The following is a 15,609-nucleotide window of genomic DNA, read 5'->3' as shown; positions in this document are numbered from 1 at the left end:
AACCGCATATAAAATGCGGCTTTAAAAGTAACTAAATAAATGCCAAAGCGTTATTAAAAATAACCTCTAATACCAAAGCGGAAGTTTCTACCTGGTAGTGGGGCTTTATCTTTTATAAACGAGCTGTGAACAAAGCCAAGTTCGTCTGTAATGTTATCTATATTTAAGTATAACTGCGTATCTATAGCGCCTAAACTTAACTGATAATTAGCTTGAGCATCAACAATTGTGTAGCCATCGGTTTTAGTTTCATAGGCGCTAATATTATCTTGCTCAAAGTAGTGCGTACCTGTGAGTGTTAGTTGTAAATCGCCTACATTGTATTGTAATTCAGATCCTAATTTATTTGCTGGTATGCGCGGCAAGTTACCTTCGTCGTCTTTTAGCTTAGCGCGTGTTGAATCACCAAATACTTTAACCATGGCATTAGGGTCAATTTGATAGTGTACATCAAATTCTACACCATAGAGTTCAGCATCTTTACTGGCAAACTGATATACGGCAACCGCATCATCGTGAGCGCCAATTGCAGACTCTAAACCATCTTCTTCGTCATAAACTAATCCAGTGTTTTGTTGATAATAAAAGTTTTTAATATCGTTATAGAAAAAGTTAACTGTGTAACCAAAGTCACCGCTAAAACGTCTAAAGCTAAAATCTAAATTGGTCGATTTTTCTTGTTTAATGTCTTCTGGCTCAAAGTGAACCTCGTTATCTTCAATATGATAGCCAAGGCCTAGCTCGTAAGTACCTGTAGCAATGTGTAATCCGTTTGATAAAAGCTCAGCAGAAAGGGGCGCACGCTCAGAGTGAGATAAGCTAAGTGCTACGCTTTGCCCTGGTGTGTATTGCCAAATAGCACCGGCAGAGGCGCTTACATTAGTAAAGCTTTCGCTGTATGCAATGCTTTCTTCTTCGCCTTCGTCATGATCTTCTTCTTCATCGTGATCATGTGCGTGCTCGCTGTCGGTAATTGTGCTTGTTATTTCATAATCTTCAATACGCGCACCAAGCTCTAGTGTAACATCACCAAATTCACGTTCTTCAAGTAGATATAACGCATGTGTAGTGGTCACACTTGCAGGAGTAAATGCTTCTTCGCCAATTGCGTCGTAGTCCGATTCGCTATAATGATAGCCCATCATACCGTGCCACTGCGCTAACTTGTGCTCTACATTTAAGCGTGCTTCGGTTGTTTCATTTTTAAAGGTGGTGCCAATTTCACCGTCTTCAATTTCACTGTGTTTGTAATCAGTGTAGCCAACACGAAGATTAATATTTTCAATCCAGTTGTTATCGAGCGCATAGCTTATAAGGCCTTGCCAACGATCTTGCTCTAGATGTGCATAAACAGACTCTTCTTCCTCTTCATCTGCGTGCTCATCGTGTTCTTCTTCGGTTTCACCTTCATGGTCATGATCATGATGCTCATGCCCAGGAATACCGTAATCGGTTTCAATGCTACCGTAAGAAAAGCCAACCGTTAAATGATCGCCCACATAACTCGTACCCACATTAAATGTGTCGCTATCAATAAAAGTGTTTTCTACAGAGTTATGAGTTTCAACATCACCATCTTCATCTGTAATGTTAAATGTAGGCGTTTCATAGTCATCGCCGCTGCGTTTAGTCCCATCAAAATGAAAGTTAAATCCGTCATTTCCTGTTTCTAGTTTTGCAGCCACGGTATTTGAGTTAGAAACCGTGTCATGGCTGTATTCAGCAGCACCGGTTAAATCATCTAAATTGCTCGTTGGAATACGGTTATCAACCACATTTACCACACCACCTATTGCACCTGAGCCATAAAGTAGGGTGCTTGGACCGCGCAATACTTCAATTTGTTCCGCTGCTAAGCTGTCGCTTGAGGTTGCATGGTCAGGGCCAATGCGTGATGCATCGCTGGCATCTAAACCGTTTTGGGTAATTTTAACGCGAGGGCCATCTAAACCACGGATAATAGGGCTTGATGATACCGGACCAAAGTAACTGGCATTAACACCTGGTAAGCCCTTTAGTGTTTCGCCAAGGGTCGCTTTTGATTTGTTTTTAAGCTCATCACCTGATAAAACGCTCACCGGCGAAATCATTTCTAAGCTATTTTTATGCAGTGCAGAGGCATATACAACAACGGTTTCTACCGAGGTAGGGGTAAGCGACACCGTCACATTGTTTGAGTTTTCATTTACCGCAATACGAGAGTCTATAAAGTTGTCTTTACTTACATGCAATTGACTTTGAGAGTCTACATCAATAGAAAACTCGCCCTGTGCGTTGGTTTTTACACCTTGGTCTTTACCATGTACGTGTACAGCTGCGTTTTCAATAGGTTGGTTTTTATCGTCTGTTATTTTACCGGTAACGGTAGCAGCAAGTGCTGAATGAGAACATAAAACAGAAAAAACTGCAGAGGAAATTAATGTTAACTTTGTCATTATCTTAAAGGTTCGCGGTTACTATGTTGTGATATAATATAACACTGCGTTTTTGACTTATCAACAATGTTATACTATAGCTTAATGTTTTTCGATGAATAAACACGCAAATAAGATAAGTTGTTTAAGAGCGGCTATCAAGCATAATTATATTAAGCTTATGTTGTGCTCTAGTTTGGTTTTTTACATCGATAGGTTCTATCATTTCGCATTCATCACGTATCATTTCTGACACTAGGCTTGGATAATGGCGGCAATCTTCTGGCCTATCTAGGTAAATGCTACAGGTATACATTGTTTTATGAGAGGGCTCTTTTTTGGGCGCTATTTCTAAAAAGGGGCAAATGGAGAGTCGCAATTGCGTTTTTGGATCAAACCAAATTTCATCATCTTTAACATATTGATAAATCTCTGGGTTAAAAAGTGCCCACATTTCAATTTCTTGTACGGTTGCACTTAAATCGCCCCCACCGTATTTAATACAGCATTTACCGCATTGGTTGCACTCTTTCATTTTTAGCCAGTATATTAGGTGTCCATTTGTTTCTCAGTGTATCACTGTAACTAACGTGGATTACTTTTTTATATATAATTTTAAAACCACACTTTTAATTCCAACCCGCTATCTATTAATAATGTATTATTACACCTAAATAATTAGCCGTTCTAATAAGATTAGGACGCCTCTAAATAGTTAGTTTAGTGACCAGTTAAGGATAGTTCCTGATGATGAACACCAAAGTATATAAAGCAGTACATGATTTAGCAGAGCAACTGATGGAAGCTGCAAATAGAAACGACCGTAAAAGGTTTGAATTATTATTTTCTAGGCTCAAAGCTATTTGTGAAGAAAACGAGAATACTTCAAAAGATCACCCTGTACAGTGGGAAACCTTAGCTGACTTTACCGAAGAACTTGAAGAGGCAATTACCACATATGAAAAAGCGCTACAGAAGTCGGTTGCAATCAATAATAAAGATCATATGTCGTCGGTTGCTTATTCAATGGCCACTCTACAAATAGAGCTTGGACAAACAAACGAAGCGATTAAAAGCCTAAAAAATGCCAAGGTAAGCGCTAATAAAATTGAAGATAAAGCGCTTAAAGCCGAAATACACGACCTACTAGAGTCACTTATTGAAGAAGAAGGCTAAATACATAACTTATCCATATTAAATGTGATTCTTGTGGATTTGGCTTAAGCTTAATAAAGCGCTGATGGTTTATACCCTCAGTGCTTTTTTATGTTCGCTATAAATACTAAACCAAAAGAAAAGGCTTACTATTGAGCTAGCTTATTCATAAAATCGACAATGTACTTTGCAATTTCTACTGGTTTTTCTTTAACACTAAAGTGTCCTGAATCGAGTAAATGTAGTTCAGCGTTCGGTACATCTTTTAAGTATGCTTTAGCGCCTGCGGCTATAAACGCAGGGTCGTTTTTACCTCATACAATTAACGTTGGGGGTTGGTAATTGCGTAAATAAGCTTGCCATTTTGGATAGTCGAGAAGGTTGTTGTAGTAATCTTGTAGCAATTGTACTTGAATTACTCTATCGGATTTGGTTTGTAAAAAGTGAAGAACGTGAGTCCAGCTATCTGGGCTCGTCACTTCTGGGTTACTTTGTACGTATCATAAATATTGCTTATTTATAATGGCTTTATTAGACGTGAATGAATAAATTTATCCCTCTGAGCTTGTGTTTTCTGCTCATTCGCGGTTTTAAAAAACGCTTGCCTCGGTAGGGTTAGCCCTTCTAAATACGCATTGCCATTTTGTACAATAAGTGCATCAAGTCTAATTGGGTTACTTAACAACATGCTAAAGCCCACAGGTGCTCCAAAGTCTTGTATATATAGGCCGTAGCGCCTTACTTTAAGCGTTGTTAGTAACTCTTCAAGTATTGAGCCAGAAAATCAAAAGTATATTTTTGAGTTTCTGGGTTTGAGCGTGCGTTATAACCAGAACCTAAATAATCAGGCGCTATTACGTGGTAGCGCCCAGACAAAGAGGAATTAGTTCACGGTAGCTATGTGACGATGATGGATAACCATGTAATAAAATAATAGTTTGTTTATGTTGTGTACCAGCTTCTCGATAGACGATTTTTTTTACCATTTACATTTGCATATTTGTAAGTGGTTTTTGAAGGCCATACAGCATCAGCGGCATACACTTTGGCGGTTAGTGTAGACATAGAAACTAGTAACAACACAATGAATGAAATGATGTGAGCAGGTTTTATTTTAAAGTTTTTTTGTATATCTGGGTGCATAAGTAAACTCGTTATTTTTGGTAATGACGCTTTATTAATTTACCAGACCTGTTATTTACACAATTATATTCAGTTAATAGTGTTCACGTTATTATAACTAATAGGAATACAGTAATAGTATGTGTGATTTTAGAACGTACTATCAAGTATGCAGTAGGTTAGGGCGTCAGCTCTTTATTGGCAGTTTTTTTGCACTTGAAATAACTTATTAAATAAACCGCTATTGGAATAGTTGGGCTTAGTAAAACATGGGGGTTATAATAGACGTCTCGTTCGCCATAAAAACAAAAATATAATACTGCGGCGAGTATTGAGGGTAGGGGAAAGATGATTGCACCGTGCCCAAAAGCAGCAAAAATTGTCCACGAAAAAACACTAGGCCAAAGCACTGCTCTAATATAGGCTCCTTTATTTGTTGATTTCGCGGTTTTAGCGTAATTACGCGCAATAAAGTAAGATATTACTGTTGGAAATAAAATTAAAACGACGTTCAGTAGTATAAGCACAGTGATTCAATTCCTTTTGATATTATTTTTATAGTCAGTTTTTTACAACAAGACCTTAGTCAGATTTAGTTAACTCAGTTTTTAAAGCAGTGATTTGCTCAACCTCATCTGCTGTTAATGCTTGATATAACCTAGGATAAGACCAGCCATAGCCCCACCTAAACGTGGTTGGTATAAAAGGGCTTCCACCAATACGTACCCCAGCAAGCATGAGATTAGCTATATGTATCTCGCCTACATCAGCAACACACTGCTGTAATACTTTATCTGCTTTTAATCGTTCCTCGTACGTACCACCTTGCCAATAGGCATAGTCATGCGCTGTGCAGCACGCTAACCAGAGCTTTTTATGCTGTATGGTCCCATCAGGGAATGAGCTACACCCATCTGATGTAAAGGGTTTTATATTTTCAGCATTAGCTGTACCAGAAAGTAAAATTAGTAAAAGGCTTGCACATAAACGCATTGTGTTAATACTCAAATTCACGTATGTAAGGTTAAATTTATACATAAGTGTTTTAGCTACGATTTTAGTTACAAATAATAACAGTTTTTTAAGTATAAAGAAGACGTCTAACTATCTAGGAACTGTTTATTTTTCTATGTTGAAATTATTAGCATAGAGTTTGGTTTTAAGGTAAATCACGTCTATTTTATGTGCTTACTTCCTGTACATGGCAAATACGCGCTGTCTTTAAATTAAACCGAAGAGTGATTAACATTTTTAAATTTTAAAAAAGAGATTCGTTAATTTACTTTTGTTACAATTGAGTTGTTGGCTTACAACACTTATACAATGTTAAGTTAATATTTTGGAGAAAGGACGTGCTCGAACAAATAGAACAATGGATTGATGCAACAAATATTAAATATAAAACCCAAAGAATTAGTTGTGAGAAATTTGCTAGTGAGTTTGCAGGGTTTTATCCTGTCGAATTTTTAAAAAATGCCTTTTACGTTATTGTCGATGAAATACCCAAACCTAACTTTCCTTTTTTGCGTGAAATGGGATTAGACGATTTTATTGACATGGATGCCGCAGGTACTACATACAAAAACACTTATTACATGCTTCCTTACGTAGCTGATAATTTAGCTGTACATTTTCATGAACTTGTTCACGTAGCCCAATGGAGTGAACTTGGCGCCGAGGCTTTTATGTTACGTTACTTAACCGAAATTCAGCAGGTTGGTTATGCAGCTGCGCCACTTGAAGTAATGGCGTATGGTCTTGATAAGCACTTTACAAATAATGGCAATAAAATAAACGTGCCTGAACACGTGGTTCAAGCGTTGTAGTTAATTAACATTTTCAAAGGATTGCATATGACACGCTTTACTGTTTTTTTACTGAGCTTACTTAGTGTAAATGCCTATGCGGAATCGTTTGATGACGATATTGTGGCTGCATTACTTGAAAGAACAACACATAACGTTACCTACGATGGGTCTTATCGCTCTATTGGCTATCCTGGTGGTGATGTACCTGAGAATGTAGGTGTGTGCACCGATGTAATAATTAGAAGTTACAGAAAGTTAGGCATCGATTTACAGAAACTCGTGCATGAAGACATGCAAAATAACTTTACACTGTATCCATCTAAACGTATTTGGGGTTTAAATAAGCCTGATAAAAATATAGACCACCGAAGAGTGCCTAACTTACAAACCTACTTTAAAAGACAGGGTCGTGCGTTAGTGTTATCTGATAGCCCTGAAGATTATAAAACAGGTGATATAGTGACTTGGATGTTACCGGGTAACCTGCCACATATAGGTATGGTAGTTAATGAGCGTTCAGTACAAACTGGCAATCCATTAATTGTACATAACATTGGGCGTGGGGCAGAAAAAACCGATATGCTTTTTGATTATAAAATCACAGGGCACTACCGGTTTGAACCACAGCATTTGAATAAAACGCAGTAAATTTATTTTAAATTAATACTTATATTACCGTTTGGCTTACAGCAACACAGCAGTATTTCTCCCTCGCGTACAAACGCTAAAGGCTCTTCGTTATAGAGAACTTGGCCTGAGACTAACGTGGCTCTGCACGCGCCACAATAGCCTTCGCGGCATTGATACGCTACGTCTATTTTTTGGTTTTCTAAGCAATGTAAAACAGAAGGGCAGCCAGTGCTAAATTCTATACACTGGCTGTTATCTGCAAGCGTTATACTTGCAGTGGGTTTGTCACTCATTATAAATCAAAGTCACCAAATTCTGAGGCATCTACTTGTGAGTCAATTTGACCTACAAGGTATGAGCTAATTTCAGCTTCTTGCGGTGCAACTTGCACGTTGTCAGAGACAAGCCATGAGTTGATCCATGGAATTGGGTTACTGTTGTTTTCAAATTGCGCAGGTAGGCCAATGGCGGTCATACGTGCGTTGGTGATGTATTCAACATACTGACATAAAATGTGTTTGTTTAAACCAATCATAGAGCCATCTTTGAATAAGTACTCTGCCCATTCTTTTTCTTGCTCTGCGGCTTCAACAAACATTCTAATGGCTTCTTCACGGCACTGCGCGGCAACAATCGCCATTTCAGGGTCATCTTTACCATCTTGCATAATGTTTAAAATATGCTGCGTACCCGATAGGTGAAGCGCTTCATCACGTGCGATTAGCTTGATGATTTTAGCGTTACCTTCCATTAATTCACGCTCAGCAAAGGCAAACGAACACGCAAAGCTGACATAAAAACGAATGGCTTCAAGAATATTTACCGACATCATGGCAAGGTAAAGTTTCTTTTTAAGATCAAATAAGCTAATCACAACGGTTTGACCGTTAATTTCGTGCTTGCCTTCGCCATACAGGTTATAAAGCGACACGCCATTGATTAAATCATCGTAGTAGGTGGTTACCGCATCAGCACGTTCGCTAATTTTTTCGTTACTTACTATGTCATCAAAAATAAGTTCTGGTGACTGTGTAACGTTACGAATAATGTGGGTGTAAGAGCGACTGTGAATAGTTTCACTAAATGCCCATGTTTCTATCCATGTTTCTAGCTCAGGAATAGACACAATAGGGAGTAGGGCAACGTTTGGCGAGCGGCCTTGTACACTATCAAGCAGCGTTTGATATTTTAAGTTACTTAAAAATATGTGCTTTTCGTGCTCTGGCAATGCTTGAAAGTCTAAACGGTCTTTACTTACGTCTACTTCTTCTGGACGCCAAAAAAACGAAAGTTGCTTTTCAATCAATTTTTCAAAAATAGGGTATTTTTGTTGATCGTAACGCGAAACGTTAACGGTTTGGCCAAAAAACATTGGCTCTTGCATTTGATCATTGTGGTTACGACTAAAAGTAGTATAAGACATGTCTATCACTCAAAAAACTATCACTAAAACTATCAGGACAAAGCGGGCAAAGAGCCCGCTTTAAGTTTAACTATTAAATTTTACACGCGCCGCCTGCACAATCATCATCTTCCACTTCTGGAGTGTCGTCTTGTGCATCTGATGCGCCATCGCGGGTGTTATGGTAGTAAAGTGTTTTAACACCAAGCTTGTATGCACCTAGTAAGTCTTTTAATAAGACTTTCATAGGTACTTTACCGCCTTCGTATTTGTTTGGATCATAATTAGTATTGGCCGAAATAGTTTGGTCAATAAACTTTTGCATTATGCCCACTAACTGTAAGTAACCATCGTTTGATGGAATATCCCACAGTAGCTCGTAGTTATCTTTTAAGCGTTCGTACTCAGGAACTACTTGTTTTAAAATACCGTCTTTACTTGCTTTAACGCTAATGTGACCACGTGGTGGCTCAATACCGTTAGTTGCGTTAGAGATTTGCGACGAAGTTTCTGAAGGCATTAATGCGCTAAGTGTTGAGTTACGCATGCCGTGCTCTTTAATGCTGGCACGTAACGAATCCCAATCTAAGTGCAGTGGCTCATCACAAATTTTATCTAAGTCACGTTTGTACGTATCAGTTGGCATAATACCTTGAGAGTACGTTGTTTCGTTAAACTTAGGACACGCGCCACGCTCTTTAGCAAGCTCGTTTGATGCCTTCATTAGGTAGTATTGAATTGCTTCAAACGTTTTGTGAGTCAATGCATTAGCACTGCCATCTGAGTAACGCTTACCATTTTTAGCGAGGTAGTAAGCGTAGTTAATTACGCCTATTCCTAACGTACGACGGCCCATAGTGGCATTACGTGCAGCCGGTACTGGGTAGTCTTGGAAATCAAGTAGGTTATCAAGTGCACGTACTGCAAGCTCAGCAAGCTCTTCAAGTTCATCAAGTGACTCAATAGCGCCTAGGTTAAATGCAGATAGCGTACAAAGTGCAATTTCGCCTTCTTCATCGTTTACGTTATTTAACGGCTTAGTTGGCAATGCGATTTCTAAACATAAGTTAGATTGGCGAATTGGCGCCACTTTAGAAATAAACGGGCTGTGCGTATTACAGTGATCCACGTTTTGTAAATAAATACGACCTGTGCTGGCACGCTCTTGTGCGAACATTGAGAAAAGCTCAATCGCTTTAATGCGCTTTTTACGAATAGACTCGTCTTGCTCGTATTTTACGTATAACGCGTCAAACTCGTCTTGGTCTTCAAAGAATGCATCGTAAAGGCCAGGCACATCTGATGGGCTAAATAACGTAATGTAGTCGTCTTTAATTAAACGAGAATACATTAGTTTATTAAACTGTACGCCGTAATCTAAATGACGAACACGGTTATCATCAACACCACGGTTATTTTTAAGTACTAGTAGGTTTTCTACTTCTAAATGCCAAAGCGGGTAGAATAACGTTGCAGCACCGCCACGTACGCCACCTTGCGAGCAGCTTTTAACCGCTGTTTGAAAGTGCTTATAAAAAGGAATACAACCTGTGTGGTACGCCTCGCCATTACGGATATGGCTACCTAATGCACGAATACGACCGGCGTTAATACCAATACCTGCACGTTGTGAAACGTACTTAACAATGGCAGATGATGTGGCGTTAATTGAATCAAGGCTGTCGCCACATTCAATAAGTACACACGAGCTAAACTGACGCGTAGGCGTACGCACACCCGACATAATTGGCGTAGGTAAAGAGATTTTAAACGTTGATACTGCATCGTAAAAACGTTTGATGTAGTCAATACGTGTTTCGCGCGGGTAGTCAGAGAATAAACTCGCAGCCACTAAGATATATAAAAATTGGGCGCTTTCGTAAATCTCACCCGTTACGCGATTTTGTACTAGGTATTTACCTTCAAGCTGCTTAACTGCTGCGTAGCTAAAGTTAAGATCGCGCGAATGATCAAGATAAGCATCTAGCTCATCAAGCTCTTGCTCTGTGTAATCAACAAGTAAGTGAGCGTCGTAGCGTTTGTCTTCAACCATTTTTGTAACATGGTCAAATAAACGTGGAGGCTCAAACTGGCCATACGCTTTTTTGCGTAAGTGGAATACAGCTAAGCGGGCAGCTAAGTACTGGTAGTCAGGCGACTCTTTTGAAATTTGATCGGCTGCTGCTTTAATGATGGTTTCGTGAATGTCTTTTGTACGAATACCGTCGTAAAATTGAATGTGTGACTTTAATTCAACCTGTGAAACCGATACGTTGTTTAAACCTTCGGCGGCCCATTCAATAACGCGATGGATCTTATCAAGATCTAAAGGCTCTTTACGCCCGTCACGCTTGCTTACAGATAACTGTTGGTTCATAGCTTTGCCTGTATTCCTTGGGAATTGTGTATTTTGACCAATGCTTTATACCTCGCTAAAGCAAGGTACGTATTCATTTATTATAAGTTTCACCGTATTGGCGAATTTAATTGAATAACATTTGGCCACAATATCTGGTGTTGTTCAATTTAGAGATCACAAGATAGTGTGGTCTGAGCTGATTTGCAAGGGACATAATTGCCCCTATTTGTGGATAACTTTGGGATAACGTATTTGTGTTAGTAGTCACTCACCTTCGAACAATCATTTAAGTTGAAATAGCTAAAAATCAACTAATGATCTGCTAAATTTACGCATTTTGAAAATAAATTTCGACTGCTTTTTTTATCATCAAGCTTTGCATAAAAACTAACACAATCACAATATATAGTGTTTAAAAATTTACATAGCACTATATATGGTTAAAAGCATCAATGGGGCTGTGCCAGTTAAAATCGGCTTCCCAGCCCTTGGCCTCATCAATACTTGGTATATAGCCCCAAAGCGCTGTTGCTGTGTGCATACCTGCGGCTTTACCTGCTTCTATATCACGTTGAGCATCACCTATGTATAAACAACGCTTAGGATCTACGTTCATCAGTTTTGTACAGTGTAGTAAGGGTAAAGGTGATGGTTTAGTCTCGGTGAGGGTATCGCCACTGATCACAACGTGTGCATTTTTTAAAGCGGGTATAGCAGCCACTAATGGATCGGTTAAAAACCCGGGTTTATTAGTCATTATTCCCCATTTTATACCTTGGTTCTCAAGGGCTATGAGTAATGATTCTATACCTTCAAAGCAGCGGGTGTGTGTCGCTAGGTTTTGGCTGTAGTGGCTGACTAACTGTTTTATACGTTCAGTTTGTGGTTGCGATGCCCATTGCGCTTTAAAGCCAAGTTCAAGTAGTGCGCCGGCGCCATTAGACGCTACTTTTCTATACGCCTCAGGCGTAACTTGCGCAACACCTTCACTTTTAAGTACGGCATTTAAAGCAGCACCTAAATCGTCTGCTGTATCAAGCAAGGTGCCATCTAAATCAAATAAGAAAGCGTCGTACTCAAAAGGAGTTAAGGGGGTATGAGAGCTAGCCATTATGCTAACTTCTCAAAGTGAAGAATGTAATTAACACTCACATCTGTATTTAATGAATACTGCTTAGAAAGCGGGTTGTAGCCCAGGCCAGCACTGGCACGTACTTTTAAACCGACTTGTTCAGCCCATGCAATAAGTTGTGCAGGTTTGATAAATTTGTTGTGATCGTGTGTGCCCTCAGGCACCATTTTTAACAGCTTTTCAGCACCTACAATAGCAAACAAGTAAGCTTTAGGCGTTTTATTTAGGGTTGAGAAAAACACATCAGCCCCTGGCTTGGCAAGCTCTGCGACTGCATGAATAATAGAAGCAGGGTCAGGTACATGCTCTAGCATTTCCATACAGGTTATTACATCAAAGCGAGCAGGGTGCTGGGTTGCAAATTCTTCTGCAGGTACTTTTATATAGTCAACATTTACACCGGTTTCTAGGCTATGAAGCTTTGCTACGGTGAGTGGCTCTTGCCCCATGTCTATACCGGTTACGTGTGCACCCATGCGTGCCATGCTTTCGCTAAGAATGCCGCCACCACAGCCTACATCGAGTGTTTCTTTATCAAATAAGCCTTGGGTTTTGTTAGCCACAAAGTCTAATCGTAATGGGTTAATTTCGTGAAGAGGTTTAAACTCTCCGTCTTGGTCCCACCATCGCTCTGCAATGGCTTCAAATTTTGCTATTTCTGCGTTATCTACATTTTGATGTTCGGTCATAAAATACTTCCTCGTCAATCTGAGGCCATTATATAGGGCTAAATTGATAAATCGCAAAGTTTTGCGCCTGTAAATTTAAATTAATTGTGATAGCATGGTCGCTTAGAAATAATAACAAATACTCTTGGCGCCTAATACCGGGTTGCTAAGAGCTGATACTGAAGGAATGTGATATCAAATGACTGATCTCGCCAATGAAATTCTGCCAGTCAATATTGAAGACGAGTTAAAAAACTCCTACCTTGATTACGCAATGAGCGTAATTGTAGGACGTGCATTACCAGACGTACGTGATGGTTTAAAACCTGTTCACCGCCGCGTTTTGTTTGCAATGAACGAGCTTAGTAATGACTGGAATAAGCCTTACAAAAAATCGGCCCGTGTGGTCGGTGACGTAATCGGTAAATACCACCCACACGGCGACAGTGCAGTTTATGACACCATCGTGCGTATGGCACAGCCATTCTCACTACGTTATATGCTGGTAGATGGCCAAGGTAACTTCGGTTCGGTTGATGGTGATTCAGCAGCGGCAATGCGTTATACAGAAGTACGTATGGCAAAAATGTCGCATGAGTTATTAGCCGATCTTGAAAAAGAAACGGTTGATTTCGTTCCTAACTACGACGGTACCGAACAAATTCCTGACGTTTTACCAACCAAAGTGCCTAACTTACTTGTTAACGGTTCATCGGGTATTGCGGTAGGTATGGCAACAAACATTCCACCTCATAACTTAACTGAAGTGGTTAATGGTTGTTTAGCGCTTATTCAAAACCCTGATTTAACGATTCATGAATTAATGGATTACATTCCGGGTCCTGATTTCCCAACGGCTGCTATTATTAATGGTAAAAAAGGCATTGAAGATGCTTATTTAACCGGCCGTGGTAAAGTGTACATGCGTGCACGCGCCGACATCGAAACCGATGAAAAAACAGGCCGCGAAACCATTGTCGTGCACGAAATTCCTTATCAGGTTAACAAAGCACGCTTAATTGAAAAAATTGCTGAGCTTGTTAAAGATAAAAAAATTGAAGGCATCAGCGCACTACGTGATGAATCAGATAAAGACGGTATGCGTATCGTTATTGAGATCAAACGTGGTGATGTAGGTGAAGTTATTCTAAACAACTTATATTCACAAACTCAGTTACAAACTGTGTTTGGTATGAATATGGTTGCATTAATTAACAACCAACCTAAGTGTTTCAACTTAAAAGAAATGCTCGAAGAGTTTGTTATTCACCGCCGTGAAGTGGTTACACGCCGTACCGTATTTGATTTACGTAAAGCGCGCGACCGTGCTCATACCCTTGAAGGTTTAGCAATTGCGCTTGCCAACATCGACCCAATTATTGAGTTAATTCGTAAATCGCCAACCCCAGCTGAGGCTAAAGTAGCCTTAACAGCTCGCCCATGGGATTTAGGTAACGTACAAGCTATGCTTGAAAAAGCAGGCGAAGACAATGTAGCACGCCCAGATTGGCTGGCAAGTGAGCTGGGTATTCGCGATGGTCAGTACTATATTTCTGAGCAGCAAGCACAAGCAATTCTTGATTTACGTTTACACAAACTAACCGGCCTTGAGCATGAAAAAATCTTAGCAGAGTACCAATCGCTGTTAGATTTAATTGCTGAGCTACTACACATTTTAGGTAGCCCTGAGCGTTTAATGGAAGTTATTCGTGATGAGTTAGTTGAAATTAAAGAGCAATATGGTGATGAGCGTCGTACAGAAATTAACGCTGCAGCGCACGATATTAGCCTTGAAGATTTAATTAACGAAGAAGATGTTGTTGTGACCCTGTCGCACGAAGGTTACGTTAAGTATCAGGCATTGTCTGATTACGAAGCGCAGCGCCGTGGTGGTAAAGGTAAGTCAGCAACGAAGATGAAAGATGAAGATTTCATTGAGCGTCTTTTAGTGGCTAATACCCACGATACCATTTTATGTTTCTCTACTGCGGGTCGTTTGTACTGGCTTAAAGTATACCAGTTACCACTGGCTAGTCGCGCCGCTCGCGGTAAGCCAATTGTTAACTTACTGCCACTTGAAGATGATGAGCGCATTACTGCTATCTTACCTGTACGCGAGTACGAAGAAGATAAATACATTTTCATGGCAACAGCATTTGGTACTGTGAAGAAAACACCACTAACGGCATACAGCCGTCAACGTGCAAGCGGTATTATTGCGGTAAACCTTAACGAAGGCGATAGCCTAATTGGGGTTGATATTACCGACGGTAGTAACGAAATTATGTTGTTTACTGATGCAGGTAAAGTGGTACGCTTTAAAGAAGCGGAAGAGTCTGCTGTTGTTGATGAAAACGGCAACCCGGTACTCGACGAAGAAGGCAACCCTGAAATTCGTTTCAAAGGTGTTCGCCCTATGGGTCGTACTGCTACCGGTGTTCGTGGTATTAAGATGGCCGACGACCAACGCGTAGTGTCGTTAATTGTGCCTAAGTCTGATGGTGCTATTTTAACTGTGACTGAAAATGGTTACGGTAAACGTACTCAACTTGAAGATTACCCATCTAAGAGCCGTGCAACACAAGGTGTTGTATCTATTAAGGTGAGTGAGCGTAATGGCGCAGTAGTTGGCGCTGTACAAGTTGACGACAACGACGAAATAATGATTATTTCAAACCGTGGTACGCTAGTACGTACCCGCGTTAATGAAGTATCGACGGTTGGACGTAACACCCAAGGTGTTATTTTAATCAGAACTATTGACGAAGAGCAAGTAGTTGGTTTACAACGTATCGAAGAGATTGAAGTTACAGACAGTGACTTAGTTGATATTGAAGACGTTGAAACGGTTGATACAGTAAATGAAGAAGCAACGGATGATAATCCACCTTCTGAATAACTGAAATTGAAAAAGCGGCT

12 protein-coding genes are annotated in these 15,609 nt (G+C 39.9%); 4 read left to right on the top strand and 8 right to left on the bottom strand.

Annotation, left to right across the window (positions count from 1 at the left end):
- Positions 1 to 53: 53 nt before the first annotated feature.
- Positions 54 to 2,435 carry a TonB-dependent receptor gene (locus MTF64_RS11380; protein WP_248451447.1) on the bottom strand — a complete coding sequence of 794 codons (2,382 nt, stop codon included), beginning with the start codon at positions 2,433 to 2,435 and terminating at the stop codon, positions 54 to 56.
- Positions 2,436 to 2,559: 124 nt separating this feature from the next.
- Positions 2,560 to 2,949 carry a YkgJ family cysteine cluster protein gene (locus MTF64_RS11375; RefSeq protein ID WP_248451446.1) on the bottom strand — a complete coding sequence of 130 codons (390 nt, stop codon included), beginning with the start codon at positions 2,947 to 2,949 and terminating at the stop codon, positions 2,560 to 2,562.
- Positions 2,950 to 3,161: 212 nt separating this feature from the next.
- Between MTF64_RS11375 and MTF64_RS11370 the strand changes: the two genes are divergently transcribed.
- A complete protein-coding gene (locus MTF64_RS11370) occupies positions 3,162 to 3,590 on the top strand; it encodes a tetratricopeptide repeat protein (RefSeq protein ID WP_248451443.1) in 429 nt (142 codons plus the stop codon).
- Positions 3,591 to 5,273: 1,683 nt separating this feature from the next.
- On the opposite strand, the gene MTF64_RS11365 is transcribed toward MTF64_RS11370, so the two are convergent.
- Entirely contained in the window at positions 5,274 to 5,684 is a 411-nt protein-coding gene (locus MTF64_RS11365; RefSeq protein WP_096042564.1) for a hypothetical protein, read from the bottom strand.
- Between the two features lie 359 nt (positions 5,685 to 6,043).
- Between MTF64_RS11365 and MTF64_RS11360 the strand changes: the two genes are divergently transcribed.
- Positions 6,044 to 6,517: a hypothetical protein gene (locus MTF64_RS11360; RefSeq protein WP_096041805.1), complete on the top strand. Its 474-nt coding sequence runs from the start codon at positions 6,044 to 6,046 to the stop codon at positions 6,515 to 6,517.
- 27 nt (positions 6,518 to 6,544) lie between these two features.
- Positions 6,545 to 7,147, top strand: coding sequence for a DUF1287 domain-containing protein (locus tag MTF64_RS11355; RefSeq protein ID WP_248451442.1), 603 nt, complete (start codon positions 6,545 to 6,547; stop codon positions 7,145 to 7,147).
- A gap of 2 nt (positions 7,148 to 7,149) precedes the next feature.
- On the opposite strand, the gene yfaE is transcribed toward MTF64_RS11355, so the two are convergent.
- The 5 genes from yfaE to ubiG all read right to left on the bottom strand — a co-directional run bounded on the left by yfaE (position 7,150) and on the right by ubiG (position 12,711).
- The gene (gene yfaE, locus MTF64_RS11350; RefSeq protein WP_248451440.1) at positions 7,150 to 7,422 is read right to left on the bottom strand and encodes a class I ribonucleotide reductase maintenance protein YfaE; all 273 of its coding nucleotides are present in this window, start codon (positions 7,420 to 7,422) and stop codon (positions 7,150 to 7,152) included.
- Entirely contained in the window at positions 7,422 to 8,552 is a 1,131-nt protein-coding gene (nrdB, locus tag MTF64_RS11345; RefSeq protein ID WP_248451438.1) for a class Ia ribonucleoside-diphosphate reductase subunit beta, read from the bottom strand. Before nrdB ends, yfaE begins: the two co-directional genes overlap by 1 nt.
- A gap of 73 nt (positions 8,553 to 8,625) precedes the next feature.
- On the bottom strand, positions 8,626 to 10,908 hold the full coding sequence (gene nrdA / locus MTF64_RS11340; RefSeq protein WP_024034091.1) for a class 1a ribonucleoside-diphosphate reductase subunit alpha: 2,283 nt from the start codon (positions 10,906 to 10,908) through the stop codon (positions 8,626 to 8,628).
- A 412-nt stretch (positions 10,909 to 11,320) separates the two neighbouring features.
- The gene (locus tag MTF64_RS11335) at positions 11,321 to 12,001 is read right to left on the bottom strand and encodes an HAD-IA family hydrolase (RefSeq protein ID WP_248451436.1); all 681 of its coding nucleotides are present in this window, start codon (positions 11,999 to 12,001) and stop codon (positions 11,321 to 11,323) included.
- Entirely contained in the window at positions 12,001 to 12,711 is a 711-nt protein-coding gene (gene ubiG, locus MTF64_RS11330; RefSeq protein WP_248451434.1) for a bifunctional 2-polyprenyl-6-hydroxyphenol methylase/3-demethylubiquinol 3-O-methyltransferase UbiG, read from the bottom strand. The genes MTF64_RS11335 and ubiG overlap by 1 nt, the downstream gene beginning before the upstream one ends.
- Positions 12,712 to 12,889: 178 nt before the next feature.
- On the opposite strand from ubiG, the gene gyrA reads away from it, so the two are divergent.
- Positions 12,890 to 15,589 (top strand): DNA gyrase subunit A, encoded by a 2,700-nt coding sequence (gyrA, locus tag MTF64_RS11325; protein WP_248451432.1) that lies wholly within the window; start codon positions 12,890 to 12,892, stop codon positions 15,587 to 15,589.
- The last annotated feature ends 20 nt before the right edge of the window (positions 15,590 to 15,609 follow it).

It is taken from the genome of Pseudoalteromonas sp. 2CM41L, from assembly GCF_023161905.1.
Lineage (GTDB): Bacteria > Pseudomonadota > Gammaproteobacteria > Enterobacterales > Alteromonadaceae > Pseudoalteromonas > Pseudoalteromonas atlantica.
This window is presented reverse-complemented; position numbering and strand designations above follow the sequence as displayed.